This is a genomic window from Paenibacillus silagei, from assembly GCF_017874735.1.
Lineage (GTDB): Bacteria > Bacillota > Bacilli > Paenibacillales > Paenibacillaceae > Paenibacillus_AQ > Paenibacillus_AQ silagei.
The window spans coordinates 17,808-44,414 of record NZ_JAGGLV010000004.1 but is presented as its reverse complement, the minus strand read 5'-3'; the positions used below and the strand labels follow the sequence as shown (position 1 = coordinate 44,414).

Annotated in this window: 28 protein-coding genes; 19 read left to right on the top strand and 9 right to left on the bottom strand. The window is 52.0% G+C overall.

Features of this window, described 5'->3' with window-relative positions; all coding sequences use genetic code 11:
• Nucleotides 1-22 precede the first annotated feature (22 nt).
• The 11 genes from folD to spo0A all read left to right on the top strand — a co-directional run bounded on the left by folD (nucleotide 23) and on the right by spo0A (nucleotide 11,482).
• A complete protein-coding gene (gene folD / locus J2Z70_RS07560) occupies nucleotides 23-880 on the top strand; it encodes a bifunctional methylenetetrahydrofolate dehydrogenase/methenyltetrahydrofolate cyclohydrolase FolD (protein ID WP_036698383.1) in 858 nt (285 codons plus the stop codon).
• Nucleotides 881-889: 9 nt separating this feature from the next.
• Nucleotides 890-2,263, top strand: a complete 1,374-nt coding sequence (xseA, locus tag J2Z70_RS07555; protein ID WP_209871152.1) for an exodeoxyribonuclease VII large subunit — start codon at nucleotides 890-892, stop codon at nucleotides 2,261-2,263.
• Nucleotides 2,247-2,504, top strand: coding sequence for an exodeoxyribonuclease VII small subunit (gene xseB / locus J2Z70_RS07550; protein ID WP_036731943.1), 258 nt, complete (start codon nucleotides 2,247-2,249; stop codon nucleotides 2,502-2,504). Before xseA ends, xseB begins: the two co-directional genes overlap by 17 nt.
• Nucleotides 2,491-3,438 carry a polyprenyl synthetase family protein gene (locus J2Z70_RS07545; RefSeq protein ID WP_209871149.1) on the top strand — a complete coding sequence of 316 codons (948 nt, stop codon included), beginning with the start codon at nucleotides 2,491-2,493 and terminating at the stop codon, nucleotides 3,436-3,438. Before xseB ends, J2Z70_RS07545 begins: the two co-directional genes overlap by 14 nt.
• A 95-nt stretch (nucleotides 3,439-3,533) precedes the next feature.
• The gene (dxs, locus tag J2Z70_RS07540) at nucleotides 3,534-5,438 is read left to right on the top strand and encodes a 1-deoxy-D-xylulose-5-phosphate synthase (protein ID WP_036731946.1); all 1,905 of its coding nucleotides are present in this window, start codon (nucleotides 3,534-3,536) and stop codon (nucleotides 5,436-5,438) included.
• A 42-nt stretch (nucleotides 5,439-5,480) separates the two neighbouring features.
• Nucleotides 5,481-6,371, top strand: a complete 891-nt coding sequence (locus tag J2Z70_RS07535) for a TlyA family RNA methyltransferase (protein ID WP_209871726.1) — start codon at nucleotides 5,481-5,483, stop codon at nucleotides 6,369-6,371.
• Between the two features lie 123 nt (nucleotides 6,372-6,494).
• A complete protein-coding gene (locus J2Z70_RS07530; RefSeq protein WP_342592999.1) occupies nucleotides 6,495-6,965 on the top strand; it encodes a hypothetical protein in 471 nt (156 codons plus the stop codon).
• Nucleotides 6,966-6,991: 26 nt separating this feature from the next.
• A complete protein-coding gene (ahrC, locus tag J2Z70_RS07525; protein ID WP_036698370.1) occupies nucleotides 6,992-7,441 on the top strand; it encodes a transcriptional regulator AhrC/ArgR in 450 nt (149 codons plus the stop codon).
• A gap of 49 nt (nucleotides 7,442-7,490) precedes the next feature.
• Complete coding sequence (gene recN / locus J2Z70_RS07520; protein WP_036731954.1) at nucleotides 7,491-9,218, top strand: DNA repair protein RecN; 1,728 nt, start codon at nucleotides 7,491-7,493, stop codon at nucleotides 9,216-9,218.
• 138 nt (nucleotides 9,219-9,356) lie between these two features.
• Complete coding sequence (spoIVB, locus tag J2Z70_RS07515; RefSeq protein ID WP_081751394.1) at nucleotides 9,357-10,466, top strand: SpoIVB peptidase; 1,110 nt, start codon at nucleotides 9,357-9,359, stop codon at nucleotides 10,464-10,466.
• Nucleotides 10,467-10,663: 197 nt separating this feature from the next.
• On the top strand, nucleotides 10,664-11,482 hold the full coding sequence (gene spo0A, locus J2Z70_RS07510; protein ID WP_209871143.1) for a sporulation transcription factor Spo0A: 819 nt from the start codon (nucleotides 10,664-10,666) through the stop codon (nucleotides 11,480-11,482).
• 360 nt (nucleotides 11,483-11,842) lie between these two features.
• Here the strand turns inward: spo0A and J2Z70_RS07505 are convergent, their stop codons facing one another.
• A complete protein-coding gene (locus J2Z70_RS07505; RefSeq protein ID WP_245368066.1) occupies nucleotides 11,843-13,288 on the bottom strand; it encodes an IS1182 family transposase in 1,446 nt (481 codons plus the stop codon).
• A gap of 809 nt (nucleotides 13,289-14,097) precedes the next feature.
• Entirely contained in the window at nucleotides 14,098-14,469 is a 372-nt protein-coding gene (locus J2Z70_RS07500; RefSeq protein ID WP_036731966.1) for a hypothetical protein, read from the bottom strand.
• A 237-nt stretch (nucleotides 14,470-14,706) separates the two neighbouring features.
• Between J2Z70_RS07500 and J2Z70_RS07495 the strand changes: the two genes are divergently transcribed.
• Nucleotides 14,707-15,366: a helix-turn-helix domain-containing protein gene (locus J2Z70_RS07495; protein ID WP_036731967.1), complete on the top strand. Its 660-nt coding sequence runs from the start codon at nucleotides 14,707-14,709 to the stop codon at nucleotides 15,364-15,366.
• Between the two features lie 119 nt (nucleotides 15,367-15,485).
• Nucleotides 15,486-15,794 (top strand): hypothetical protein, encoded by a 309-nt coding sequence (locus J2Z70_RS07490; protein ID WP_036698353.1) that lies wholly within the window; start codon nucleotides 15,486-15,488, stop codon nucleotides 15,792-15,794.
• 100 nt (nucleotides 15,795-15,894) lie between these two features.
• Here J2Z70_RS07490 and J2Z70_RS07485 read toward each other — a convergent pair whose 3' ends face one another.
• The 5 genes from J2Z70_RS07485 to J2Z70_RS07465 all read right to left on the bottom strand — a co-directional run bounded on the left by J2Z70_RS07485 (nucleotide 15,895) and on the right by J2Z70_RS07465 (nucleotide 17,949).
• Nucleotides 15,895-16,068 (bottom strand): sporulation histidine kinase inhibitor Sda, encoded by a 174-nt coding sequence (locus tag J2Z70_RS07485; protein ID WP_081751395.1) that lies wholly within the window; start codon nucleotides 16,066-16,068, stop codon nucleotides 15,895-15,897.
• Nucleotides 16,069-16,302: 234 nt separating this feature from the next.
• Entirely contained in the window at nucleotides 16,303-16,638 is a 336-nt protein-coding gene (locus J2Z70_RS07480) for a LytTR family DNA-binding domain-containing protein (protein WP_209871140.1), read from the bottom strand.
• Between the two features lie 21 nt (nucleotides 16,639-16,659).
• The gene (locus tag J2Z70_RS07475) at nucleotides 16,660-16,779 is read right to left on the bottom strand and encodes a cyclic lactone autoinducer peptide (protein ID WP_209871137.1); all 120 of its coding nucleotides are present in this window, start codon (nucleotides 16,777-16,779) and stop codon (nucleotides 16,660-16,662) included.
• Complete coding sequence (locus tag J2Z70_RS07470; RefSeq protein WP_209871135.1) at nucleotides 16,776-17,300, bottom strand: accessory gene regulator ArgB-like protein; 525 nt, start codon at nucleotides 17,298-17,300, stop codon at nucleotides 16,776-16,778. Before J2Z70_RS07470 ends, J2Z70_RS07475 begins: the two co-directional genes overlap by 4 nt.
• Complete coding sequence (locus J2Z70_RS07465; RefSeq protein WP_209871132.1) at nucleotides 17,284-17,949, bottom strand: hypothetical protein; 666 nt, start codon at nucleotides 17,947-17,949, stop codon at nucleotides 17,284-17,286. The genes J2Z70_RS07470 and J2Z70_RS07465 overlap by 17 nt, the downstream gene beginning before the upstream one ends.
• 137 nt (nucleotides 17,950-18,086) lie before the next feature.
• Between J2Z70_RS07465 and J2Z70_RS07460 the strand changes: the two genes are divergently transcribed.
• Both J2Z70_RS07460 and J2Z70_RS07455 read left to right on the top strand, forming a co-directional pair.
• A complete protein-coding gene (locus J2Z70_RS07460; RefSeq protein ID WP_209871129.1) occupies nucleotides 18,087-18,605 on the top strand; it encodes a DinB family protein in 519 nt (172 codons plus the stop codon).
• Nucleotides 18,606-18,620: 15 nt separating this feature from the next.
• Complete coding sequence (locus J2Z70_RS07455; RefSeq protein WP_209871127.1) at nucleotides 18,621-18,875, top strand: hypothetical protein; 255 nt, start codon at nucleotides 18,621-18,623, stop codon at nucleotides 18,873-18,875.
• 73 nt (nucleotides 18,876-18,948) lie between these two features.
• On the opposite strand, the gene J2Z70_RS07450 is transcribed toward J2Z70_RS07455, so the two are convergent.
• Nucleotides 18,949-19,518: a thymidine kinase gene (locus tag J2Z70_RS07450; RefSeq protein WP_036731981.1), complete on the bottom strand. Its 570-nt coding sequence runs from the start codon at nucleotides 19,516-19,518 to the stop codon at nucleotides 18,949-18,951.
• 182 nt (nucleotides 19,519-19,700) lie between these two features.
• On the opposite strand from J2Z70_RS07450, the gene J2Z70_RS07445 reads away from it, so the two are divergent.
• Genes J2Z70_RS07445 through J2Z70_RS07435 form a run of 3 tightly spaced genes read left to right on the top strand, consistent with a single transcriptional unit; the run spans nucleotide 19,701 to nucleotide 23,499 of the window.
• Nucleotides 19,701-19,910 carry a hypothetical protein gene (locus J2Z70_RS07445; protein ID WP_209871124.1) on the top strand — a complete coding sequence of 70 codons (210 nt, stop codon included), beginning with the start codon at nucleotides 19,701-19,703 and terminating at the stop codon, nucleotides 19,908-19,910.
• A gap of 18 nt (nucleotides 19,911-19,928) precedes the next feature.
• Entirely contained in the window at nucleotides 19,929-21,671 is a 1,743-nt protein-coding gene (locus J2Z70_RS07440) for an ABC transporter ATP-binding protein (protein ID WP_209871121.1), read from the top strand.
• Nucleotides 21,652-23,499, top strand: a complete 1,848-nt coding sequence (locus tag J2Z70_RS07435; RefSeq protein WP_209871118.1) for an ABC transporter ATP-binding protein — start codon at nucleotides 21,652-21,654, stop codon at nucleotides 23,497-23,499. Before J2Z70_RS07440 ends, J2Z70_RS07435 begins: the two co-directional genes overlap by 20 nt.
• Before the next feature lie 1,080 nt (nucleotides 23,500-24,579).
• Here J2Z70_RS07435 and J2Z70_RS07430 read toward each other — a convergent pair.
• Entirely contained in the window at nucleotides 24,580-24,885 is a 306-nt protein-coding gene (locus J2Z70_RS07430; protein WP_036731993.1) for a DUF2627 domain-containing protein, read from the bottom strand.
• 167 nt (nucleotides 24,886-25,052) lie between these two features.
• Between J2Z70_RS07430 and lpdA the strand changes: the two genes are divergently transcribed.
• Nucleotides 25,053-26,474, top strand: a complete 1,422-nt coding sequence (gene lpdA / locus J2Z70_RS07425) for a dihydrolipoyl dehydrogenase (RefSeq protein WP_209871115.1) — start codon at nucleotides 25,053-25,055, stop codon at nucleotides 26,472-26,474.
• The last annotated feature ends 133 nt before the right edge of the window (nucleotides 26,475-26,607 follow it).

Sequence of the window (26,607 nt, the reverse complement as noted above, 5' to 3'; positions counted from 1 at the left end):
ACATATAGGGGAGAGACTTTACATGACAGCAGCGATTATCAGCGGTAAACAGGTATCGGACGACATTCGGATCGGGATTGCCCGGGAGGTTGCAGATTTAGCAGAGCGCGGCGTGAAGCCGGGTCTGGCTGTCGTTCTGGTCGGTGAAGATCCGGCTTCCCAGGTCTATGTGCGCAACAAGGAGAAGTCCTGTATTGAGCTGGGCTTCCATTCCGAGGTGCACCGGCTGGATGCCGCTACCACCCAGCAGGAGCTGCTGGCACTGGTGGCAGACCTGAACGGCCGCAGTGATATTGACGGCATCCTCGTTCAGCTGCCGCTTCCGAAGCATATTGAGGAGAAGGCTGTAATTGATGCGATCTCGGTAGAGAAGGATGTGGACGGCTTCCACCCGGTCAATGTGGGGAACCTCGTCATCGGGGACGACAGTCTGCTTCCCTGCACGCCTGCCGGGGTCATTGAACTGATCAAGCGGACCGGTACGGACATTTCCGGCAAGCATGCGGTAGTGATCGGCCGCAGTAATATTGTCGGCAAGCCTGTATCCCTGCTGTTACAGCGGGAGAATGCCACAGTAACCATGTGCCACTCGCGCACAGCGAATATGGCTGAGCTTAGCCGTCAGGCCGATATCCTGGTGGTAGCGATTGGACGAGCCAACTTCATCGATGCTTCGTTCGTGAAGCCGGGTGCGATTGTGATTGATGTCGGCATGAACCGTCTGGATACCGGAAAGCTTGCCGGCGATGTCGATTATGAGAGTGCCCGGGAAGTGGCCGGGTTCATTACGCCGGTGCCGGGCGGAGTGGGACCGATGACCATCACCATGCTGATGAGCAACACGCTGATCGCGGCCAAACGCCGCCGCGGCCTGAAGTAGGCCGGACTTATGGCGGCAGAGCGGCAGATCTACTCCATCAAGGAGCTTAACAAATATATCCGTATGAAGCTGGATTCGGATGTGCTGCTGTCCGACGTATGGATTCGCGGTGAAATCTCGAATTTCACCCATCACGGAAGCGGGCATATGTACTTCACGCTGAAGGATGAGAGCAGCCGGATCAAAGCCATCATGTTCGCTTCGCATAACTCGCGGCTGCCGTTCGTGCCGAAGGAAGGCACGAAGGTAATCGCCAGGGGAAATGTGACTGTATATGAACGGGACGGGCAATACCAGTTCTATGCAACGCATATGCAGCCTGACGGAATCGGCAGTCTGTATCTGGCTTACGAGCAGCTGAAGAGCAAGCTGGAGAAGGAAGGCCTGTTCGCAGCGGAGCGCAAGCGTCCGCTGCCGCAATTCCCGCGCTGCATCGGGGTTGTGACCTCCCCGACAGGAGCGGCTGTGAGGGATATCATCATCACCCTGCAGCGGCGCTACCCGCAGGTTGCGATTGTACTCCACCCTGTACTAGTTCAGGGTAAGGGGGCTGGACCGTCCATTGTACAGGCGATACAGAACCTGAATGCCATGGGAGAGGCCGATGTGCTGATCGTCGGGCGCGGCGGCGGCTCCCTGGAGGAGCTGTGGGCCTTCAATGAAGAGGCCGTTGCCCGGGCGATTGCGGCCTCCGGGATTCCGGTCATCTCGGCCGTGGGCCACGAGACCGACTTCACGATCGCCGATTTCGCCGCCGATCTCCGGGCGGCCACCCCTACGGCAGCGGCGGAGCTCGCTGTGCCGAGCGCAGCCGAGCTGGCCGGGCAGCTGCGCATGGCCCGGCAGCGGCTGCGCCAAGGGCTGCTGCGCCGCTCGCAGCGCGGCGGCGAACGCCTCGCTGCGCTGCAGCGCTCGCTGGCGCTGGCCGGCCCCCGCCGGCAGCTGGCCCAGCACGCGCAGCGGCTGGACATGCTGCGCGCGGCCCTGCTCCGCGCAGCAGAGGCAAGGCACAGCCGCGCGCAGGGGCGCAGCGCGCTGCTGCACCAGAGCCTGCAGCGCTTCCATCCGCTTAGCAGCGTCAGCGCTGCCCGCCGGCGCACGGATGGCCTCACCCGTGAGCTGACGGCGGCCATGCAGGCGCGCCTTGCAGATAAGCGCGCGCGGTTCGGGGCAGAGCTGCGCCATCTGGATGCGCTCAGCCCGCTTAAGGTCATGTCACGGGGCTACAGCCTTGTGTATGACGAGAAAGAACAGCATTTAATCAAATCGCTGAAGGAAGTAGAGCTTGGCGATGTGGTCAACATAAAGCTTAATGACGGACAATTAAACTGCCACGTATGGGGAATGAAGGAGGATGGCAAAGCGAATGGCGAAGGAAGCTGAACTGGATTTTGAGGGAGCTATGGAGCGCCTGGAGGGTATCGTGCGTGAGCTTGAACACGGTGACGTTCCCCTGGAGAAGGCGATTGATTTATTCCAGCAGGGAATGAAGCTCTCGCAGCTATGCGGCAGTAAGCTGGAGCAAGTGGAACGCAAAATTGAAATGATCACTGTGGAGGATGGCGAACTTCGCAAGAAGCCATTCGGCAACCGGCTGGAAGGCGATAGCGATGAGTCATTCTGAGCTTGAGCCATCGGGCGGTTCGGCAGCGGCGCAGGGCCGCGAACCGCTGGAGGAATATATAGCAGACGTTAGCCGCTGGGTTGCCGCTGCTCTCAGCGGGGTTGTACCGGAGCAGTGGGACGTCCCCCGGGTCCTAAGAGAGTCGATGGAATACTCACTGCAAGCTGGTGGTAAGCGCCTGCGGCCGCTGCTGGTCACCGCTGCCTGCGAGGCGCTGGGCGGCAGCCGTGAAGCTGCGCTGCCTGTAGCAGCAGCGATTGAAATGGTGCATACCTATTCTCTGATTCATGACGATCTGCCGGCGATGGATAATGATGATTACCGGCGCGGCAAGCTGACGAACCATAAGGTCTTTGGGGAAGCGATGGCCATTCTGGCCGGGGATTCGCTGCTGACCCATGCGTTCTACAGTGTGGTACAAGCCTCCCGTAAGCATGGGGTTCCGGCAGAGCGCGTGCTCTCCATCGTGGAGGATCTGGCCGAGATGGCCGGCCCGCGCGGTATGGTCGGCGGTCAGGTAGCTGATATGGAAGGCGAGCAGGGAATGACCGATCTGCAGCAGCTTCAGTACATTCATCTGCACAAGACCGGCGATCTGATGATCTTCTCCTTGCTTGCGGGCGGCAGAATCGCCGGTGCGAATGAGCAGCAGCTGGAAGCCCTGCGCCGCTTCGGCACACAGATTGGCTTGGCCTTCCAGATTCAGGATGATATTCTGGACCTCATCGGCGATGAGAGCAAGCTGGGCAAAAAAACCGGCAGTGATATCAAGCAGCAAAAAGTAACCTATCCGTATTTCATCGGGCTGGAAGCTTCGCGCGCGGAGGTCAAGGAATTGACCGCAGCAGCGCGTCATGCGATCCTTGAGGGTGGGTTCCAGGACCCTTCCCGGCTGCTGGAAATTGCCGATTATTTGATGTCACGCGATCACTAAATGAAGTTTCGCAAACGGCTGTGTTTCGACAGCCGTTTCGTTTGTGTTATAATGGGGTTTATATTTTACAACATCTAGGAAAGCGGGGAATACTCGTGCTGCTTCCACAAATAAATGATCCTCAGCAACTTAAATCTCTATCAGTCGGGGAACTGGCTGCACTTGCGGAGGAGATCCGCCAGTTTCTGATCGAGAAGCTGTCTGTAACAGGGGGGCATCTCGCATCCAATCTGGGCGTCGTGGAGCTTACACTGGCCCTGCATTACTGTTATGACAGTCCACGGGACAAAATGATTTATGACGTAGGGCATCAGGCGTATGTCCACAAAATATTAACCGGCCGCCAGGACCGGTTCGATTCACTGCGCAAGCACGGCGGATTATGCGGCTTCGTCAAGCGTACAGAGAGCGAGCATGATGTCTGGGAAGCCGGACACAGCAGTACCTCTTTGTCCGCAGCCATGGGTATGGCGATGGCCCGTGATTTGAAGGGCGGGGACAATAAGGTAATTGCCGTGATCGGCGACGGTGCCCTTACCGGCGGTATGGCTTTTGAAGCCTTGAACCATATTGGACATGAGGGCCGCAAGCTGATGGTTATCCTTAATGATAATGAAATGTCGATTGCTCCTAATGTAGGGGCTATGCATAACTATCTAAGCAAGATCCGTTCAGACCGTCATTATCTGCGGGCCAAGGACGAGGTCGAAGGCCTGCTGAAGAAAATTCCGGCCATCGGCGGACGTCTGGCGAAGACTGCGCAGAATGTGAAGGATGGCCTGAAGAACATGCTGGTGCCCGGCGTTCTGTTTGAAGAACTCGGATTTACCTATCTGGGACCCGTGGACGGCCATGATCTGGAGAAGATGATCGACACCTTCCATCAGGCGGATAATGTATCTGGGCCTGTGCTGGTGCATGTGCTTACCACCAAAGGCAAGGGCTACAAACCGGCGGAAGTTGATTCCTATAAATGGCACGGCATTTCCCCCTACAAAATCGAATCTGGCCAGGTGCTTCAAGCGGTCGGCAATCCGATGTACACGGAAGTCTTCGGACAGACGTTAATTGAGCTGGGGCATCAGGACAAGCGGCTGATTGCAGTCACACCGGCGATGCCGGGCGGCTCGGGACTTTTCCCGTTCGCCAAGGAATTCCCGGACCGGATGATTGATGTCGGGATTGCGGAGCAGCATGCTGCCACATTATGTGCGGCCTTGGCTATGGAAGGCATGAAGCCGGTATTTGCCGTCTATTCCACCTTCATGCAGCGTGCCTATGATCAGATCGTTCATGACATTTGCCGCCATAATGCCAATGTTATGTTCGCCATCGACCGTGCTGGCTTCGTCGGCGCGGACGGGGAGACCCATCAGGGCGTGTACGATATCGCTTTTATGCGTCATATCCCGAACATGGTGCTTATGATGCCGAAGGATGAGAATGAGCTGCGCCACATGATGAAGACGGCGCTGGACTATAATGAAGGACCGATTGCTTACCGTTATCCGCGGATTAACGGCACGGGTGTGGCTATGGATGCTGAGCTGCACAGTCTGCCTATCGGCACCTGGGAACGTCTGCGTCCTGGTGAGGATTATGCCGTGCTTGCCTGCGGCCCGATGGTTCAGGTTGCTGAAGAGGCGGCAGAAGTGCTCAAGCGTGAAGGGATTCAGGTCGGTGTGGTGAATGCGCGCTTCCTGAAGCCGCTGGATAACACCATGCTGCTTGATCTGGCACATGCCGGAACAGGGATGGTGGTGCTGGAAGAAGCGAGCCAGGCCGGCAGCCTTGGCAGTGCGGTGCTGGAGTTCTTTGCAGAGCATGAGATATATGATGCGCATGTCCACCTGATGGGCGTGCCGGATATTTTCGTCGAGCATGGGTCGATTAAGGAGCAACGCCAGGAAACCGGCCTTACCGTTGAAGCCGTGTGCGCACGTATAAAGTCAATGAAGGGTCTTAGCACTTATACCTATAAGTCAACTTCCACCTCGTAAGGGCAGGGGCGGAAGGCGGACCGAAGTGATCGGGAGATGAACATGGAACACCCTAAGGAACGAATTGATGTGCTGTTAGTGGAGCAAGGCTTCTACGACAGCCGGGAGAAGGCCAAGGCTGCCATTATGGCGGGGCTTGTGCTTGCGAACGAAGAACGGATAGAAAAGCCGGGGATGAAAGTGCTGCGCAGCTCTGTTCTAAGAGTCAAGGGAGCACTGCACCCCTATGTCAGCCGCGGCGGCTTGAAGCTGGAGAAGGCCTTGCGGCAGTTCGGCATCGAGCTGACCGGCCGCAATATGCTGGATATCGGCTCCTCAACAGGAGGCTTCACCGATTGTGCACTTCAGAACGGAGCGGCCCATGTGTACGCGATCGATGTGGGACATAACCAGCTTGACTGGAGCCTGCGTAATGATGAACGGGTAACCGTAATGGAGCAGACCAACTTCCGTTACATGACCCCGCCCGATTTGAAGGGACCGGTACCTGACTTTGCAAGTATCGATGTCTCCTTCATTTCACTGAAGATCATCCTGCCGCCGCTTATGGCGCTGCTGAACCGTCCTGCTGATATCGCTGCGCTGATTAAGCCGCAGTTCGAAGCCGGGCGCGAGAAGGTGGGCAAGTCTGGAGTTGTGCGCGAACCGGCTGTTCACCGGGAGGTGCTGATAAACGTACTGTCCATGGCAGCCGAACTGGGCTACATGCTTGCAGGACTGACGTATTCCCCCATTACCGGCGGGGAAGGCAATATTGAATTTCTGGCACACTGGAAGCTGCTTCCTGCTGAGGCTGCGGAGCAGCCTTCAGTGCAGCAGACTTCTGCGGCTGAAGCACAGCCGAATAATTTCGCCGCGCTTGCCGACTCGGTCATTAAGGAAGCGAATGCAACCTTCAGCGCTGCGGGCCATGGAAACTCATCTAAGAGATGAGTTTCTTTTGCTGCCAATATAAGAAATTACAGGTCTCCCCGAACCGGAAATTAACGGCAGATTGTCAGACCGAAGCAGGATTTCGCCCGCCCTCGCGCGAATAGATTCACCGAGGTGATGGGAGTGGCGAGCTCGGACAAGGCTGTAGTGGCACTTATGGGACTGGCGGCGGCAATCTTTATCCTTTATAGAATCTATATCTGGCTGCAGGGGTCTCCGGGTTCCTTCATGAAGGACCGGGTGCCGATCAACAAGGTCATTCAGTCCCATCCGTCCATCACTCTGCTGGAGGATGCGGGATATGAGGTCATCGGCGGCAAACTGAAGATTCCGCTGTCTTTTCAGGTGAATGGGGCACCGATGTACAGCAGGCTGTTCATTGATTATGTAGCTACCAGGAATGAGGAGCATTATTATCTGGTCATCCTGTCCCGCCCCCGCAAGGAGCTTGAATTCACCGGCAGCGGACTTCGGGACCATATCCTCCCCTATCTGCTGATCTACCCGGATTGCAGCGGGGTACTCTATGTGGATACGGTGAATTCCAACATTCATGTAATTAATTTCGGCAAGGACGACGGAGAATCCAGTTAAGCACTATATAAATACGGGAGGCAACAATGAAGGGACACAGGCATATCAAGATTAGAGAGATTATCTCGCAAAAGGAAATCGAAACCCAGGATGATCTGGTGGAGGCACTGCGTGAATCGGGTTTTCAAGTCACACAGGCTACCGTATCCCGCGATATCAAGGAACTGCTGCTGATCAAGGTTCCGATGGATGACGGGCGTTACAAGTATTCCCTGCCCACCGACCAGCGTTACAACCCGACCCAGAAGCTGAAGCGGGTGCTGGTGGACAATTTTGTGCAAATCGACTATTCCGCGAATCTTGTGGTGATGAAATGTCTGCCGGGAACGGCCAATTCCGTGGCTGCGCTGATCGATAATATCGACTGGCCCCAAATTATGGGTACGATCTCAGGAGACGACACCATTCTGATAATCTGCCGCCAGCCGGAGGACAGCAAGGACGTTATTTCACAAATTATGGGCTATATATCGTAGTTCTGCTTACGGGCAGACAGGCAATCATCATGTCGGAGGTGCTGTATTCGTGTTAGAGACATTGTCTATACGCAATCTGGCCGTGGTTGAGGCGGTGGATGTGCATTTTTATCCGGGGTTCCATGTCCTTACAGGGGAGACCGGTGCCGGGAAATCAATTATTATCGACGCGCTCGCACTCATTGCCGGGGGCCGCGGTTCCGCTGACTCCATCCGGTATGGGTGTGAGAAGGCCGAAATGGAAGCGCTTTTCAGCCTGCCGGGAAGTCATCCGGTCTGGGATACACTGGAGCGGCTGGGCATCGGGGCAGAACGTGAGGAGCATCTGGTGATCCGCCGGGAGATTACCTCCCAGGGCAAGAGTACTTCGCGCGTGAACGGTCAGATGGTCAATCTGAGCATGCTGCGCGAAATCGGGGAGCAGCTGGTCAATATTCATGGACAGCATGAGCATCAGAACCTTTTGAAGGCTGAACGTCACCTGGGTCTGCTGGATACCTATGGGGAGGCGGTAATCGGACCGCTCAAAGCGGATTATCAGGAGAAATATACAGCCTTCGCCAAAGTGGAAAAAGAACTCCGGGAACTTCAGGAATCCAGTCAAAAGGCGTATCAGATGCTGGATTTGTACCGTTTTCAGCTGGAGGAAATTTCTGCTGCGGGACTAAAACCGGGAGAAGATGAATTACTTGCCGAAGAACGGGTAAAACTATCCCACAGTGAGAAAATGATGGATTCAGTATCCGGCGCATACGAGCTGCTGTATGACAGGCAAGGGCTGGAGTCCATTGGCAATGTAATCTCCAGGCTTGAAGATGCGGTGCGGTATGACGAAAAGGGTCTGCGGGCAGTCTTCGAGCAATTGCAGTCGGCTTATTACCAGCTGGAGGATGCGGCGTTTCAGCTGCGCGACTACCGTGAAGAGATCGAATTCAATCCGGCACGGCTGGAGGATATTGAAAACCGGCTAGATCTGATCACCGGACTGCAGCGCAAATACGGGGATAGCGTGGAGCAGATTCTGGAGTATTATCAGCAGATTGAGCGGGAGACGGATCTTCTGGAGAATAAGGACGAATATATTGAGAAATTAACGGCCAAACGCGATGGCCTGCTTCATATCTTAATGGAGTCAGCCGAAGCGCTGAGCGGAGCGCGGCGGCAGTGCGCAACTGAGCTTGCTTCACAGGTCGAAGGGGAGTTGAAGGATCTGCAGATGGAGCGGACCTCCCTCCAGGTGAAGATGGAGACGCTCGAAGATCCGCGCGGTATGGAGTATCAGGGACGGCGGTACCGTCTGACCCGGCAGGGGATCGACAGCGCTGAATTCATGATCTCGCCGAATCCCGGCGAGCCGCTGCGTCCGCTGGGCAAGATCGCCTCCGGCGGAGAGCTGTCGCGGATCATGCTGGCGATGAAGAGTATTTTTGCGCGGCATGATGCGATTCCTGTCCTTATCTTCGATGAGGTGGATACCGGGGTCAGCGGACGGGCGGCCCAGTCCATCGCGGACAAGCTATATAAGCTGTCCTCCACCTGCCAGGTGTTCTCCATTACCCACCTGCCGCAGGTGGCCTGTATGGCGGATCATCAATATCTGATTGCCAAAAAAGTCGAAGACGGACGCACGATGACTGAGGTGGACTCCCTCTCGGCCGAAGGCCGCGTAATGGAGCTGGCCCGGATGCTGGGCGGTGTGGAAATTACCGAAAAAACATTGCATCACGCGCAGGAGATGCTGGGTCTGGCCGAGGCCAGCAAGGCAGCTGCAAGCTAAGCGGGACAATGATTGACAGTAATAAAAGCCTGAGGGCAAGGTTATCTTATAGGTACGCAATTGGCGACCACCTTTTTCGTCAAGCGAAAGAAGCAAAAGGGAGTGTGACAGCCATTGAAGCCTAACCTCAGGAAGTTAATGCCCGGCCTTTTATTTGCCTTCTTTCTCAGTTTATCAGGCATAACGGGACCCTCACAGATCCACGCAGCACCGCTTGAACATCAGCCGCTTAGGGCGGTACAGGGAACCGAGAGTGAACTTAAGGTCATCCCCGGAGGTCAGACGATTGGCGTGAAGGTGAAGTCGGCAGGCGTGCTGGTTGTTGGTCATCATCTGATTGAAGTATCGGAGCAGTCCAAGATTTCACCCGGCGAGAACAGCGGCATCCTGCCCGGCGATCTGATGATCTCCATTAACGGGGTGAAGCTGGACGAGGTATCGAAGGTAGCAAGGCTGGTCGAGCAAGCCGGCCGGAGCAATGATTCCTTAAGCATCGTCTACAAACGCGGCGGTAAAGAGCACACAGCTCAGCTAAAGCCCGCGTATGACCGCACAGACAAGGTGTGGCGGCTCGGTCTCTACATCCGTGATTCCGCAGCAGGTGTAGGGACCCTCACTTTCTACGCCCCGAAGCAGGGTGTGTACGGGGCCCTTGGGCATGTCATCACCGACATGAACACAGGTACGCCGATTGTGGTCGGCAGCGGCCATATCGTGCAGTCCAGCGTCACTTCAATCTCCAAGAGCCAGGATGGCGATCCTGGGGAGAAACGGGCCCATTTTCTGAAGGAAAGCCAGGTTCTCGGGAATGTGGAGAGCAACACGGATTTCGGAATATTCGGTAAAATGACCCGTAATCCTGAGCACAGCCTATATCAGGAGCCGATTCCGGTGGCCATGAGCACTGAAGTGAAGGAAGGACCGGCGCAAATTCTTACCGTTGTCGATGGTCAGCAGGTCGAACGCTTCAACGTAGAGATCATCCATGTGGCCCGTCAGCAGACACCTGCTACTAAGGGTATGGTGCTGCGCATCACCGACCCGCGTCTGCTCGATAAGACCGGAGGGATTGTCCAGGGAATGAGCGGCAGCCCGATTGTCCAGAACGGCCGTCTAATCGGTGCAGTGACCCATGTGTTCGTCAATGATCCCAAGTCAGGGTATGGCTGCTTCATTGAGTGGATGCTCAGGGACTCCGGTGTGGTTCAACAGGATCAGGAGCCTCAATACAATCTTAAGGCGGTTTAGCCTTAAGATTTTTTTGTCGAAGGGCAGCGATTATCCTCGAAACGTGAAACAAAATATTTAATTATAAATCAACACCGAAAAAAAATAAAGAAAAATAATTTTCGACAGAAGGATATTCAAACCTGATGTCGAAAGTTATAGGGAGAGAAGATGATCATTATTTTCTGAATAGCAGATATATAAGGAGGAAGTAGCCAGTGCAGAATATTGAAGTGTTGTTGGCCGATGATAACAGGGAGTTCACGAACTTGCTCGCCGAGTACATTACTGAACAAGAAGATATGACCGTAACAGGCATTGCCTATAATGGGGAAGAGGTACTACAGATGCTCAGCGGAGCACGTAAGATCCCCGATGTCCTTATTCTTGATATCATTATGCCGCATCTGGACGGCCTCGGCGTGCTGGAACGCCTGCGTGATATGGATCTGAACCCGCAGCCCAAGATCATTATGCTGACCGCTTTTGGCCAGGAGAATATTACGCAGAGAGCCGTTCAGCTTGGCGCCTCTTATTATATTCTGAAACCGTTTGACATGGAGGTTCTGGCGAACCGTGTGCGCCAGCTGGTCGGCACGCAGGGCAGTATGAGCACTTCCGGAAGCATGTCCGGCTATTCTTCTTCCAGATCTTCCAGTAATGTGGTTCCGCTGTCCAAGGGCAAGAACCTGGATGCGAATATTACCTCAATCATTCATGAAATCGGCGTCGCTGCGCATATCAAAGGCTATCAGTACCTGCGTGAAGCCATCACCATGGTCTATAACAACATTGAGATCCTTGGTGCCATCACCAAGACGCTGTATCCGGCGATAGCCGAGAAATTCAAGACCACGCCTTCCCGCGTAGAACGCGCCATCCGCCATGCGATTGAAGTCGCCTGGACCCGTGGCAACATCGACAGCATCTCCCACCTGTTCGGCTATACCATTAATATCTCCAAATCCAAGCCAACTAACTCGGAATTTATTGCCATGGTCGCCGACAAGCTGCGCATTGAGCATAAGGTGTCTTGAAAGGGTTAGGAGCTGGATATGTGGAGGGTTAAGTAGTCTAGAGCCTAAAAATACCGGAATAGCATAATAATAAATACCACTTGCTAATGGGAAATTGTATTCCCCAATAGCAAGTGGTATTTTGTTTTACTACACCCAAGTAGTTTGTATGCGAAAAACCGAATACAATTTATACTGCTGCGATGATGTATGGGCCTAATGCTTAACAGCCCGTAACATTGTAGAGAAATCCTGCAAGAAGTGCAGCAATGTTGCCCAATAGAATCGACCGATGCTGAAATCCTGCATGAAATGCAACAAAGCCAGCGCTAACTTGCTCTAAACAACGGAATTACTGCAGACTGTTGAAAAAGCCGATTTTCAAGCTGCTGCATTCCCTAAATAATAGCTAAAACCAGAAGATCTATCGTTTTTCAGATCCACATGCAAAACGTAGGCCTCCTTTTTGGCTAAATGCCGGGCAATTTTCTTCAGATTCTGCGTCATAGCCGTCATCAACGCCTGCTCCTGTACCTTGGCTTTGCCTCGCATCCGGCATCGACGGTACCCATGGAGGTTTTTGGCATCAGCAAAGCTACGCTCAATGGTTTGAGCGCGGTACTTGTAGATCTTTTCGCCTTCCGGACTTTTCTTGTTTTGCTGCACTCTTTCTTTATATTCCTCCCAGACATGCCGCTGAATCAAGCGCTCGTGCTTCTTGTTTTCGGTACATTGTGCCAACATCGGGCAGCTCTTGCAGTGTTGCTTGTCCGAGAGGTATTCATCATAGCCTGCCCGGCTTGTCGTTCGGTAACCAAGTTGGTGTCCTAAAGGACAGAGGTACAGATCATTCTCCTTGTCATACGTGAAGTCTTCTTTCGTATAAAAGCCAGGCTTGCTAGGGGGTTTACGCTCGGCAATGACCGTCATCCAGGAGATCGTTTGCTTGCAAATATGGGGGACCATGTAGCCTGAATCCAAGGCGATGGCCTCCAGCGTGTCTCCAAAACCAAACGTCTCCAGTTGCCGGTTCAAACGTTCCATATATACCGTGGAATCATTGACATTGCCTGGCGTCACATACACATCGCTAATCATATTGTATTTGTGGTCCACCGTCCGGTGGTCCAGGTAAAAGAACCCTTCCGGTTTGTTCTTCCGGCTCATGTAGCCGCTCTCGGGATCGGTCAGACTCACCTTTTCCTTTTTCAGTGGCTCCTCTGCCGCTCTTTTACGTAGAGGAGCCAGGGGCTTTTTTCCATGAGCCTCCCGGCTTTCTTGAACGGCCTGGTCCAATTCCTGCAGATAGGCCTGAGGCGACGCGCTTGTGATTTGTTGCGTGTAACGATTGTGATTGGCATCGGCCTGGATATGCGTCGAATCGGTGATGAGAAGCCGTCCTGCAATCATGTGGTGAGAGATCGCAAGCCGTACCACTTCGTCGAAAATATCCTGAAAGACGGTCGTTCCCTTGAATCGTACATTGCGATTGGCACTAATCGTGGAGTGGTCTGGAACGCGGTCGCTGAGGCCCAGGCCCAAAAACCAGCGGTAGGCCAGGTTCACACCAATGTCTTTCTCCAGAATCCGTTCAGAGCCGATATTAAAGAGGTAGCCAATCAGCATCATTTTGAATAAACGAATGGGGGGAATCGAAGGGCGCCCTTGGGATTCGCTGTACAGGGAGCGTACCTTTTCGGTGATGAACGAAAAATCCACATGTTTTTCGATCAAGCGAAGGAGGTGATCGGGAGGGACCAATTGGTCTAAACAAACAAGCTCCATTTGATATTTCCCTCTATCTCCATGATCCTTTTCGTTTAACATAAGACACCGCGCTTTCCAAATAAAGTTACCTATATTATACCAAATTAACGCGGTGTCGTGTGAAATAAAGACTTTTTAAACAGTCTGAATTACTGAAAATAATGCAACAATGCACCGTGGCCATTAATATTTTTAAGTGTAATCCTGCAAAATGTGCAACAATCAGGCTCCCGAGACAGTCCCCATTGATTAACAGCCGCGTCTGGGTCATGACTTGCGTGTGAGTCTGAAAACACCAGTTACAAGCGCATACATACATTGCAACGAAGGCAATAAAGATACTTAGCCATTCATTAGACTGTACGACAAATAGGTAGTAAATCAAGTCACTCCTTCATTCGAGTGGCTTTTTTAGTTTATAATGAAGGGATAAGCAAAGGAGGTGGGAGAAATCATAGCGCAGATTCTTTTAGGGATCTGGATGCTCACACAAGCGGCTTGTCACTTTTTTGGACTTGATGTGTTCCTTCGGCAATCCGTTAGGGATAGTTTGAGTAAGGAGGCGCGGGCCTCTTTTCAAAGAGGGATGGTCCTGCCCTATCTCATATTAGGGATGACTTTTATTGGAATGGGGATTGTTGAGCGTAAAGCGGTCCTGTCCATGCCGCTTTTCCTGGGACTCTATATTATATTGTGTGCGGCGTCCTTGGCCGGGGTATTAAGGAATAACAAAAAACACCTGGGTCATTACATGTGGTGAATCTATAGCAGCTAGTTACCGAATTGGCTGATACTGTTCTGTAAAAGAAACCGACCAAGCCATTGCTTGGTCGGTTTTGTTATAAATATAAACTTATATTTCATATACCTTAATTAACGGACTGGTTGCCCAGACTGCTCAGGTAAGCATCGGCTTCTTGATATGTAGGATAATGTACGGCGAATTTGCCGAACAGTCTTTTCATTTGCATTTTCCAGACCGGGGAGTCTGCAACGTATACCCAGCCGCCTACTCCTGCTTCTACCGCGCGGTCACCGGTGGGAGCGAGCATTGCGGCTACTTCAGGAGAGAGCACGGTTGGGGAACCTGTCACATCAGTTACTCCGGTAAAGCCTGGCTTCAGCTGCTTCAGAGCGTTTTCAAAATCTGCTATGTAGGCGGGTACGTCACTCTCAGTGAGGCCGTAGGCTCTAACGATCACCTGGTTTTTTGCAAGATTGACTTCCATTGTGTAAGACATGAACATTCCTCCAGTTGTGGTATTAAGTTTACATTAGGTTATATCGGATAAGATTGGGGTCTATTTGAGAGAATAAGGAAAACGGATTAGAATGGTTCTCATTTATGGGAATTAACCCCATATATTAAGGGGATATGGAGGGTTTTACGCTTCTCGCCTAAAGAATTTACACAAACAATTGTTATTATGAAACACAAATTGTTGTCTTGTGTTATGATATAGGTAGAGGTGGCTCTTATGAACGATTTCGATAATTACCCCGATGAGCTGGGGAATTTCATCCGGCACTTCAGGAAGGCCCGGGGGTTAACCCTCAGGGGGCTGGAAGAGAAGAGCGGCATCAGTTATTCACAGCTCAGCAAGATTGAACGGGGAGAGAGTATCCCGCTTAAGGATAACCTGGATAAGATCATTGAAGCACTCGGAGGGGATCTCAAGAACCGGATGTATCATTTGGCCGACTATATGCCTGATATTGAGTACATCAAGACGCTGAAGCAGGGCTACAAGCTGCCTAAGCATAATCAGTCCCAGGACTACATTTACGAGACGGCGTTCAACAAGCTGAAGGAATTCCGGGCGAAGGAAGACAAAGAAACGTCATATGTTTCCTTTGATTCTGACGAGGTCATCGTTTATGAGACGGAATATGGGGCAGGAATGGTTATAGAGAAGATCGAGAAGTACAACCTGACCGATGTGCTTAACGATATATTCGAGGGAAGTCTGGACAGTCTCCGCAGGCAGCCGCGCCAAGGGCGTCAGGCATACTTATTCGGAGAATGGCTGCGTGAAGGTATCTTCGAGCTGAAGGAAGAGGAACAGGACCAGGTCATTCAGGCCTTGAAGGAATTCACCCAGTTCAAAGTACAACAGATCAAGGGCGTGTACAAGTAAAGAAGGGCCCGGCTTAGCGTGCTTGCAAAATGAATAATGTTGCCCTTTCTTGCAGCCATCTATTCATCTTGATCCATAAACAAACTACAAATGGTTAGACAGAAAAGGGGATAAGAATCATGAGAATCAATATGAAGTTCACCAGCAAAGGGAAAGCGGCCATCGAGAATTTCAACAACGAAGAGCTGTTGGAGATTTTTGCAAGATACATCAAGACACTGACCAAAAAATACGATATTGAAGTAGATGTGCCGCTTGAAGTGAATCAGAATATCGTTGCCGATGGAACCGTCATTGCTATGGCCCAGAACGTCAAATGTGATGCCGAGACCTTCTTCAAGGAGCTGGGACGCGATATCAAGGTTCCCCTCAAGAAGCGGCTCGGCGGGAAGCTGGAGAATGTGTTCAAGACCGAAATCATCGAGTAGGCGTAAGCTTGCTGCTCACCAAAAACCATCCCCGCACATTGTGGAGGATGGTTTTTTGGCATCTGTGGAGGTATATCCTATGGGTGGAGAGCTTCGCATTCTAATGATGTTGGGTACCTGAAAGATTCCGCGTGGTGAGAACATTCCTGATAATCTGGATAAAATCCGGTGAAGCCTTGGCTTCCAGCGCCAATTCGTAGATGTTCATTAATTGTTCGTTAGACAATAGCTCAAGTGATGAGGGGCGCGGAGAAGGATGAAAGTAAGTATCCATTGTATTCCTCCATCATGGTTGAGAGTAGTGGAAAAGATAATTAAGATATTAATGAAATGCTTCTATGTAAATGGTACCATCTGGAATATAATCCGTCTGCTGTCATTCGCCCTCTGAATTTTACTTTACATAAGTTGGATAATATGTGATAATGATTGATTTTGTTTCTCTTAGCCTGTCATGACTACAAAAAAGCAGCGAACCTATAAAAAGGATCGCTGCTCTCTTTACATTCTATGACTGTGGTTCGTTCTTATGCGAAGCCAAAAATCTGCGGATACGTGGTTCATTGGATTCAGATACCGTTGCAAATTGTTCCCCTTGATTGAACAGAACAATCTTCCGTTCCGGATCATAACCGTCAATATTGCCAATGTTGACTACATTGCTGCGGTCAAGACGTTCAAAGCCCATGCCTCCGTAAGCTATGTACAAATCGGAAAGAGTGGTAGGGAGAACAAATTCGCCTTCTTTCGTATGGACAAATATCGTATTCTTATGGTTAGAGAAATACAATATCTCCTCATCCTCAATATTGCGGGATGAGCCGTCGTTTAGTAAGACACGCATGTACTCCCCATCCTTGTGTAATTACTTACGTAATTCTTTTGGTGCTTCCGGGCTGTGAATCGCTGGTTTCATGATTGAAACAAAAAAACGCGCTGATCCGGCAAGAGCGGATGAAAGCTGTTTTGCGATCGTTTTTCTCAATGTGTCTGCCTCCTTGTCCAGGGAATTACTGTTAATGATTGGACCAAAAAGGCCAATCCTAGCACAGTTGATTGAAGAAAGAAATTAGTAAAGACCATTACTATAGAAATCAACTTCAATAAAGGATATATCGAAGCCGGAATTCTTGCATTTCTGTCAGGATTCGGTGCGAAGAGAATCATCATGATTAAGCTGAACGAGCTAGCAACCCAAAAGCCGGATTCTGACAAGATTATTAGAGAGGGCAGTAATGTACTTAATAAAGTGGTGGCAATATTACAAGCCATCGCTGTTTTTAGATGAAACCCGCCAGAGGCGAGGCGCAATGTGCAGAAGCTTAACAGAAAGAGCATACATTCTGCAAAACGGCCGGCAAAAAGGCCTATAACTGCTGTACTTACTATGATAAGTAATGTATTTAATATAATGCCCAGCGAGTATTGCATGATTTCAACAGAATGAGTTTCTTCAGGATTAGCATTTTTAATTGAGATTGCAATCTTATTAGCTAATAAATTCATTGTGCGTTCGATCCTTTTTATATGAAAGGTATAGGTAAGCATACAGCAAAACAGCATAAATCATGGGCATAAGGAAGAAATATTGCGAATATTTTTCTGTTAGGATCACCAATAATATAACAAAGATTAAGGAGGGTGCACTCAGAATGAAAATTTTAATTTCACGTAGTTCAATTTTAATTTTGACATTTTGTTTGTCAGGCACGAAGTCGAATCCTTTTTTCTTTTTACCTATATAAAGCCCAATAGCCATGGCTGTGAGAGCAGAAATAAGTTGAAGAATATAAACACCAATTGTCGCGTAAGGTGAACCAAGGTGGTACAGTCCTATTAATTTCATAAAGAGATAGCATGAGGATTGAATGAACATATAGGCAAGGTATGTCAGTCCTGTCATAGAAACAGCGTAAAAAATATGAATTCTAAATAAAAGCCAGATAAAGCAGAAGGTCAATAAATATTGGAAGAATACATCAGTTAATATCATTTTATAGTCATTACGGAGAACAAACGAGACAAATGCCATTAATGTAGAAGCAAATACCATTTCTATAGGATAAAGATCAATCTTAAAAACTTTAAAAGCCAAATAAAACATTGCGTATGTTTCCAATATGGAAAATACCATATAAAGCACAAAATCCAGCATGCTTACACTCCCGGGAAATAGATTAACAAATCTGTAATCCTGGTGATATTATACATAATAGGCTAAGATACAACAACAGGTTTTGACACAATCCGGCAAATATTTCTTGAAAATTGGTTTGGAGAGGGGTTTTTACCATGAATCAGCGTCCTGCGCAAGGAGAGTATACCGAATTTCAGTCCAGATATATTACACTGGTGCCGCCGGAAGGAGAACTGAGCGCTATTCTAAGAGAGCAGACTCAGGAGGTGCTGGCTCTGCTTGGCGGGCTGACAGAGGAGCAAGGGGCTTACCGCTATGCCCCCGGGAAGTGGAGTATCAAGGAAATGCTAGGGCATCTGACGGATAATGACCGCATTATGTCTTACCGCTTGCTTTGTTTTGCGAGGGGAGAACAGGCGCCGCTGCCGGGCTATGAGGAGAATGATTATGCGGCTGCCGGGGCGTTCGACCGCTTCACACTGCAAGAGATGCTTGCGCACTACCGGATCGTCCGCGAGTCCACCTTGGCGCTGGTAGACAGTCTGGTGGATAATGATTATACCCGTACAGGCAGCTCCAATGGCATTGCGATGTCGGTTAGAGCGCAGATTGCTCTGATCATCGGGCATGAACGGCATCATCTGCGGGTTCTTCATGAACGTTATCTGAACTAAAGGGAGGAGACGCATGTGGGCTTGCTTAGAGGTATCTGGCATGTCTTCGTCCCGAGGGAGCGCACATTAGTGTACACTACTTTCGATCAGGGACAATATCTCCGGGTCAAAAGCCGCCTTGCAGAAGCGGGCATCCCGCACCGTTCCCGGATTAATGGCGGGATGAGAGAGACCACAAGGCGTGCTAACTTCGGCGGGAAGGCTACGATCCAGCATGATCTGTTCGTCCGCAAGGAAGATGAGCACAAGGCGCTTCAAGCGGTTCAATAGACTGGCACACAAAAAAACGCATTCTGGCCTGTTGAGGGCTGGAGTGCGTTTTAATGTTCTGTTTTAGGGTATTTTACAATGGAGGATTCTTGTGGCATTTACGGCAGACCGGGTAATAGGCTTCATTGCCGCCGATCTGGATCTGTTTGCCGCTGTATACCGGCTTGCCGTTCTCGACCCGCAGCGCCATGGTGGCTTTCCGTGCGCAGAACCAGCAGATGGTCTTCATTTCTTCGATCTTGTCGGCGTAGATCAGCATATATTTGCTGCCTTCGAACAGATTGTTCTGGAAATCATTTTTGAGGCCGAAGGCCATCACCGGAATGTCAAGCTCATCCACAATACGCACCAGCTGCAGGATGCAGTCCTTGCTCAGGAACTGGCACTCGTCGATCAGTACACAGTGCGGCTTCGGCAGACTGCTGCTGACAATGCTGTAGATATCGGTCTGCTCGTCGATAGGAATGGCCTGCTTGCGCAGTCCGATCCGGGAGGAGATGTATCCCACTTCATCCCGGTTATCAATGGAAGGTGTGAAGAGGAGCACCGACTTGCCCTGCTCTTCATAATTATGTGCAACCTTGAGAATCTCAATGGATTTGCCGCTGTTCATAGCTCCATACCTGAAAAATAATTGTGCCACGTCCATCTATCCTTTCACTGTTGAGCTAATCTGCAACACGACCCAAAAATCGACCTTTCTAGAGTATCATACTCGGGGCCGGAGTAGCCAGTGCAAACATTGCTTCCGCCCGGGATGTGCTATAATGAACGCAATTGTGTCTTCAGCAGGAGAATATAGTGAACAGAAGGGAAGTTAGTCAGGTGACAGAGAAATTGGAGCAATATAAGGAACGGATTAATGCGCTGCGGGAGAAGGGGGAGCTCATCCCCGATACTGAGAATTTACTGGAAGACATGCTGGCCGAGCTCACCGAGCTGAACCGCAGCAACAAGGCACTGCGCCGGGTCATTTTGAAGTCGGGACAAGGCTCTGCCATGTCTACCCGCCTGCGGGATGCGCTCTACGAATAAGCAAATGGGGTATCTTCGATGAAGCTAATGTTGACTTTTCTTAAAAAATACCGGGTCGCCGCTATTGCCGCGCTGGTCATGATGCTGATTGAGCTGGCCGTGGAGCTGTCGCAGCCGCTGCTGATCTCCAAAATCATTGATGACGGTATCCGGCAACAGGACACGGCTGTCGTCTGGCTGTGGGGCGGGGTGCTGGTAGGGAGTGCCGCTGTGGCGTTTCTGGCGGGAATACTCAGCTCCTTTTTTGCGTCGCATGTCAGTCAGGGGTTTGCATTCGACCTGCGTGACAAGCTGTATGAAAAGGTACAGTCGTTCTCTTACGATATTTTTAGCCGCTTCCCTACCTCATCTCTGATCACCCGCCTTACCGGGGATGTAACACAAATTCAGGATACGATATTCATGGGGCTACGGTTCATGACCCGTATTCCGCTGGTTGTGATTGGAAGCGTGATTATGGCGCTTGTGGTACATATCAAGCTGGGGCTGCTGCTGACCGTGACGCTGCCGTTTTTGGTGATTTTCATGATCTGGCTGATGCGCAGAGCGTCCGAGCTGTTCCGCAATGTGCAGAGCCGGCTCGACGGCGTGAATGGTGTTATTCAGGAGAATTTGACCGGAATCCGGCTGATCCGTGTATTTGTGCGGATGGGCCATGAGATTGGACGGTTCGCAACATTCAGCGGAGAGCTGATGAGATCGACTATTGCTGCGCTGCGGCTTACCGAGACCTCGACCCCGTTCATTATGATCATCGTCAACGCCGGTATTCTGGCCGTGTTATGGTTTGGGCGGATAGAGATCTCTACAGGGGATGCGACGCTGGGACAGACGGTTGCTGTTATTAACTACTCGCTGCGGACGATGGGAGCGCTGTCAGCGCTATCCTGGATTATGGTCAGCTTCTCCCGCGCACGGGCGTCTTCGGGACGGGTCACTGAAGTGATGGCGGCAAGCGATGGCCCGGGCGAGCTGGGTATGACTTCTGGAGAAGGTCTTGCGTCAGCTGTTCAAGGCAAGGTTGAATTCCAGCGGGTCAGCTTCAGCTATCCCGGCAGTGATATTAAGGTGCTTGACGATATCTCCTTCACGGTGCAGCCGGGGGAACGAGTGGCGATTATGGGCGCGACCGGCTCAGGCAAATCCTCTCTGGTAACGCTGATTCCAAGGCTGTATGAATGCGGCAGCGGGAGCATCCTGGTGGACGGACAGAAGCATACGGAGATGGATATGCAGACCTTACGGGGCTCGATTGGCTATGTACCTCAGGAGGTGCTGCTATTCACCGGCTCGATCCGGGAGAATATAGCCTGGGGAAATGCAGCGGCGAGTCAGGCAGAGATTGAGCAGGCAGCAGCGGCAGCGCAGATTCATGACACAGTTGCCGGGCTGCCGCAGGGCTACGATACTGCCCTTGGGCAACGCGGAGTTAATCTGTCGGGCGGGCAGAAGCAGCGTCTGAGCATTGCACGGGCGCTGGTGCGCAGACCGGCGATCCTGATTCTGGATGACAGCACCAGTGCGCTTGATGCGGTGACGGAGGGGCTTTTGCTGGCAGAGCTGAAGAAGTTGTCCTGCACGACCTTCCTGATCACACAGAAAATTAGCTCCACTGCTTCGGCGGATCTAATTCTGCTGCTGGACGAAGGCCGGCTCATTGCGCAGGGGACCCATTCCGAACTAATGGATGAGTCCGCGCTGTACCGCAAAATCTATCAATCGCAGACAGGGGAGGGGCAGCATGTTCAAAGCACTCATTGAGCCGTTCCGCTATCCGAAGCTGGAAGTAGGCCACGGCGAAGCCAAGGTCTTCGGGGCGATGGGCAGCCGGAAGCCGAAGGCGAAGGCCAAGAACTGGTCTGGCACATTAGGACGCATATGGACTTATCTCGCTGAACGCCGGACAAAGCTGATACTGGTGCTGTTCATGGTTCTGCTAAGCTCAGCCTTGTCGCTCCTTGGACCCTACCTGATCAGCCGGGCAGTGGACGACTATCTGGGCGGGGAGGGCGGCAGAACGTGGGGCCTCTTCCTGCTGGTGCTGGCGCTCGTCTACCTGTTGAATTCCCTGGTCTCCTGGCTGCAAAATGTCTGGATGATCGAGGTGGCCCAGGAGACGGTCTACCGGATGCGGACGGATCTGTTCTCGCACCTGCACCGCCTGCCGATCTCCTTCTTCAACCGCAGGCAGCAGGGAGAGATTATGAGCCGTCTGACCAATGATATCGAGAATATCAGCTCGACGCTGAACAGCTCGGCGATTCAGATTTTTTCCAGTATTCTGACGCTGGTGGGAACGGTTGGCGTAATGCTATGGCTCAGCCCGCTCTTGACGCTGCTAACCTTCATTGTGGTGCCGCTGATGATGCTGGGCATGCGCTGGATTACCCGGCGGACCGGCCCGCTGTTCAAGGAGCGGCAGCGGAATATGGGGGAGCTGAACGGGTTCATTGAAGAGACCTTGTCTGGACAGCGGATTATCAAAGCCTTCTCGCAGGAGGAGCGGGTAATTACCGGCTTCAGAGAGCGCAATACACGGATTATGCTGTCGGGGTATTGGGCGCAATCGATTTCGGGCTTCATTCCTAAGCTGATGAATGGTCTGAACAATCTGAGCTTTGCCATCGTGGCCGGAGTCGGGGGGCTGCTTGCGATCCGCGGGCTGGTGACGGTGGGGATTATTATCGCTTTTGCCGAATATGCCCGCCAGTTCACCCGGCCGCTGAATGATCTGGCGAACCAATGGAACACGCTGCTGTCGGCGATCGCCGGTGCGGAGCGCGTCTTCGAGGTGTTGGATGAAGAGACGGAGGCCCGGGATGAGGGCGCGGCGGTGAAGCTTGCGCATGTTGAGGGCGCTGTGAAGTTCTCGGAGGTCTCCTTCTCCTATGATGGGGGGACAGATACGCTGCAGGATATTTCATTTGAAGCGAAGCCCGGTGAGATGATTGCGCTGGTCGGACCTACCGGTGCTGGCAAAACGACGCTAATCGGCCTGCTGTCCCGCTTCTACGATCCGAGCCGGGGCAGCATTACGCTGGACGGGCGGGAGCTGTCAACGGTCACCCGTGAGAGTCTGCGCAGCCATATGGCCTTCGTCCTCCAGGACTCCTTCCTGTTCAAAGGTACGATCCGCGATAATATCCGCTACGGCCGGCTGGATGCAACCGATGAAGAGGTGGAGGAGGCTGCGAAGCTGGCCAATGCCCATGCCTTCATCATGAGACTCCAGGACGGCTACGACCGGATGCTGTCTGTGGACGGCAGCGGTATCAGCCAGGGACAGAAGCAGCTCTTGGCGATTGCCCGGGCAATTTTGGCGAATCCGTCTATGCTGGTACTGGATGAGGCGACGAGCAGCATCGATACGGTGACCGAGATCAAGATTCAGGAAGGGCTCCAGGCGCTGATGCGCGGCCGGACCAGCTTCGTGATCGCCCACCGGCTGGGCACGATCCGCGCAGCCGACCGCATTCTGGTGCTTGAGGGCGGACGCCTGCTTCAGCAGGGCTCGCATGAGGAGCTGCTCCGGCAGGGCGGCCTCTATAGTCAGCTGGTGCGGGGAAGTAAGGACGCGGCCGAGGAGTAAGGATGAGGGATGGTTGAGGCATGAGTGAGGCATAAGTGAGTCTTGGCTGAGGCATGGGTGAGACAAAGCTGAGGCATGAGTGAGGGTTAAGGGTAAGTGCGTAAGGCGGCAAGTGAGGTAAGTGAGGTAATTACGATAAATGCGACAAGTGTGGCAAGTATGGAAAGTGTTGTAAGCGCATTAGGTGTTGTAAGTGCAGTAAGTGCGATAAGTACGGCAAGTGTGGCAAGTGTTGTTGTAAGTGAGAAGAAGCGGGGTAATGCTCACACTGGTGCATACGGCGAACGGGATGCAGAAGCTGTGGCGCATGATTTATAAGGTAACTGTATTTTGTGCAATAGACATCTGATTTTTCAGCGGGAAATTGCATTCTATTGTATTTGGTACATTAGATTTTGATGATTTAGGGTGAAAAGCGTGTTTTGCCTGAATTCTGCTGTACGAAGTGCAATAGCCTCTGAATTCTGCCTGATATTACTCTTTTCTGTTGTACATTGTGCAATTGTACTGTTGGTAAGCTCTACTATCGTACCGCATACTGTGATTCGTATCTCGTATCTCGTATCTCGTATCTCGTATCTCGTATCTCGTATCTCGTATCTCGTAATCTCACGGATAGTTGTATTTCGTGCAGCTATAAAGCTGCGGATTACCCAATAAGCTCGGATAGATGTATTCCGTACAACTAAGATTGGGCATATTAGTCTTTATACGTAAAGTAGTGATTTATAAGTGTACGAAGTGCAGCTATACCTCTCCATGGGCCGAAATCGAAGCATTATAGTTGTACAAACTACACTTAGCGCTTGGGTCACAGGCTCGTAACGCAATGAGTGTTAGACTCGCAGCGCATGAGCGATAGATTCGTAGTGCCTGAGTGATGGACTCGTAACCCTAGACTCTTAGACTTTGAGCGATAGACTCGTAGCGCACTCTCACAGAGTACAGCGTGCTGTTCACGCGGCGTCTGGTGTGTATCGGGAGTCCTCCAGCTAAAAGTTCGATAGCTAACAACAAGGGGATGCCTCAGCAGCCGGTTCGTTCATGGCTTGAGGCATCCCCTGTTTCAATGGAATATAATTAGGAGCGGGCTTCGGAGGACGGGGGCTGCTGTGCTTGCTGCTTCTCCCGGAAGCGGGGGCCAACGTAGTTCTTTTTGCGGTCACGGGCCAGAATCCAGCCGCCGAGGAAGGTCATGCCCGCCAGGAATAAAAGCAGGCCGCCGCCGAAATGCAGCCACGCAAATTTGGGAATAGCAGTCTCATCGCCATGCATGGCGAAATAGTTGAACAGATCATCTTTCATCATCAGGAAGCCCGTCATCGCCAGGAGGCCGGGGATCACCAGAATAAGGATGGCAATGAAGCGTGAAATCAGCAGTTTCATCACAGTCGCTCCTCTTCGCAGCCGTTTGAATTCACCCATATGATAACGCTTTAACCTGCAAAAGTCCATGAATACATGACGTTTGTATGTTTTGTATTACTCCCGAAAGAGAGTACAATATAATAGATTGAACTGAATTCAAGAGGAATGACTGGAGGATACATATCATGACAATGACCTGTGATGTGGCGATACTTGGGGGAGGCACCGGCGGTTATGTGGCAGCGATCCGCGCTGCGCAGCTGGGCAAATCCGTTGTCGTTATTGAAATGGACAAGCTGGGCGGAACCTGCCTGCACCGCGGCTGTATTCCCAGCAAATCACTGCTGCGCAGTGCAGAGGTATTGGCTGAAATCAACGAGAGCGAAAGCTACGGTATAGAGACTACGGGCACCAAGCTGGTGTTCCCCAAAGTGCAGCAGCGCAAGGAAGCGGTAGTAGAGCAGCTACATCAGGGGGTGCAGTATCTGATGCGCAAGCACAAGATTCAGGTGCTGAAGGGCAAAGGCCGGATCATCGGGCCTTCGATTTTCTCCCCGCGAAGCGGCGCTGTAGCTGTAGAACTGGAGAATGGCGAGATGGAGACCGTGGTCTCTACGAATCTCATCATCGCTACCGGCTCGCGTCCGCGCATTCTGCCTGGCCTGGTGCCTGACGGCAAGGTGATTCTGAGCAGTGAAGAGGCGCTTACGCTTGAGGAGCTACCGGCCTCGATTATTATTGTGGGCGGCGGGGTAATCGGAGTGGAGTGGGCATCCATGCTGGCTGATTTCGGAGTGCAGGTGACTGTCGTCGAGGCAGCCGGGCAGCTGTTGCCGCAGGAGGATGAAGAGGTGGCCCGCGAGCTGCTGCGCCTGCTGAAGAAACGCGGAGTCCGGGTGCTCACCGGAACAACGGTAGATGCAGAGACCTGCACGGTGTCAGAGACAGGGATTACGATTGAAGCCCGCAAGGGGGAGCAGAGCCAGAGTCTATCGGCTGATAAGCTGCTCGTATCCGTGGGACGCGTGGCGAACATCGAGAATCTCGGACTGGAAAATACAGATATCCGCTTCGATACAGGTGTCATTGCGGTAAATGCCAATATGCAGACGGGTGAGCCGCATATCTATGCGATTGGCGATTGTATCGGCGGACTGCAGCTGGCTCACGCCGCCAGCCATGAAGGCATTCGTGCGGTCAACCATCTGGCGGGCGAAGCGCTCCATCCTTATGAGACTCATCTGGTTCCCCGCTGTGTCTATACACGGCCGGAAGTGGCAAGTGTCGGTTACACAGAGAAGGAAGCGAAGGAGCTCGGCCGTGAGACGGTGACCGGCAAATTCCCGTTCTCCGCCATCGGCAAAGCCATTGTCTACGGCATGAAGGACGGCTTCGTGAAGGTGGTGGCTGACGCGAAGAACGGGGATATCCTCGGCGTGCAGATGATCGGCCCGCATGTGACCGATCTGATCGGCGAAGCGGCGCTGGCCCAGATCCTGGATGCTACACCTTGGGAGGTCGGGGAGGCTGTACATGCTCATCCGACACTGTCGGAGGTGCTGGGCGAGGCGATGCTGGCGGTGGATGGAAGAGCAATCGGATTCTAACGTGCGATAGAGAGCTTAACAAGAAGGCCGGAGGGAGCGGGAGGCGCATAATGCGCCGATATCGCTCCATACCGGCTATATTTGTTCGGTTCCAGAGCCTTGCCTTGGCGGAGGGATTTTGGCTTTTCTTTTT

What these genes read in the sequence shown, in the direction of transcription:
- J2Z70_RS07465 (WP_209871132.1), bottom strand. Translation starts at nt 17,949, where the DNA reads ATGCTGGATTTTGTGCTTTATATGGTATTTTCCATATTGGAAACATAC.
- J2Z70_RS07460 (WP_209871129.1), top strand. Translation starts at nt 18,087, where the DNA reads ATGAATCAGCGTCCTGCGCAAGGAGAGTATACCGAATTTCAGTCCAGA.
- J2Z70_RS07535 (WP_209871726.1), top strand. Translation starts at nt 5,481, where the DNA reads ATGGAACACCCTAAGGAACGAATTGATGTGCTGTTAGTGGAGCAAGGC.
- ahrC (WP_036698370.1), top strand. Translation starts at nt 6,992, where the DNA reads ATGAAGGGACACAGGCATATCAAGATTAGAGAGATTATCTCGCAAAAG.
- J2Z70_RS07545 (WP_209871149.1), top strand. Translation starts at nt 2,491, where the DNA reads ATGAGTCATTCTGAGCTTGAGCCATCGGGCGGTTCGGCAGCGGCGCAG.
- J2Z70_RS07480 (WP_209871140.1), bottom strand. Translation starts at nt 16,638, where the DNA reads ATGCGTGTCTTACTAAACGACGGCTCATCCCGCAATATTGAGGATGAG.
- J2Z70_RS07500 (WP_036731966.1), bottom strand. Translation starts at nt 14,469, where the DNA reads ATGTCTTACACAATGGAAGTCAATCTTGCAAAAAACCAGGTGATCGTT.
- J2Z70_RS07495 (WP_036731967.1), top strand. Translation starts at nt 14,707, where the DNA reads ATGAACGATTTCGATAATTACCCCGATGAGCTGGGGAATTTCATCCGG.
- xseA (WP_209871152.1), top strand. Translation starts at nt 890, where the DNA reads ATGGCGGCAGAGCGGCAGATCTACTCCATCAAGGAGCTTAACAAATAT.
- J2Z70_RS07490 (WP_036698353.1), top strand. Translation starts at nt 15,486, where the DNA reads ATGAGAATCAATATGAAGTTCACCAGCAAAGGGAAAGCGGCCATCGAG.
- folD (WP_036698383.1), top strand. Translation starts at nt 23, where the DNA reads ATGACAGCAGCGATTATCAGCGGTAAACAGGTATCGGACGACATTCGG.
- J2Z70_RS07440 (WP_209871121.1), top strand. Translation starts at nt 19,929, where the DNA reads ATGAAGCTAATGTTGACTTTTCTTAAAAAATACCGGGTCGCCGCTATT.
- lpdA (WP_209871115.1), top strand. Translation starts at nt 25,053, where the DNA reads ATGACAATGACCTGTGATGTGGCGATACTTGGGGGAGGCACCGGCGGT.
- J2Z70_RS07485 (WP_081751395.1), bottom strand. Translation starts at nt 16,068, where the DNA reads ATGGATACTTACTTTCATCCTTCTCCGCGCCCCTCATCACTTGAGCTA.
- J2Z70_RS07430 (WP_036731993.1), bottom strand. Translation starts at nt 24,885, where the DNA reads ATGAAACTGCTGATTTCACGCTTCATTGCCATCCTTATTCTGGTGATC.
- J2Z70_RS07435 (WP_209871118.1), top strand. Translation starts at nt 21,652, where the DNA reads ATGTTCAAAGCACTCATTGAGCCGTTCCGCTATCCGAAGCTGGAAGTA.
- xseB (WP_036731943.1), top strand. Translation starts at nt 2,247, where the DNA reads ATGGCGAAGGAAGCTGAACTGGATTTTGAGGGAGCTATGGAGCGCCTG.
- J2Z70_RS07470 (WP_209871135.1), bottom strand. Translation starts at nt 17,300, where the DNA reads ATGAATTTATTAGCTAATAAGATTGCAATCTCAATTAAAAATGCTAAT.
- spoIVB (WP_081751394.1), top strand. Translation starts at nt 9,357, where the DNA reads ATGCCCGGCCTTTTATTTGCCTTCTTTCTCAGTTTATCAGGCATAACG.
- J2Z70_RS07505 (WP_245368066.1), bottom strand. Translation starts at nt 13,288, where the DNA reads ATGTTAAACGAAAAGGATCATGGAGATAGAGGGAAATATCAAATGGAG.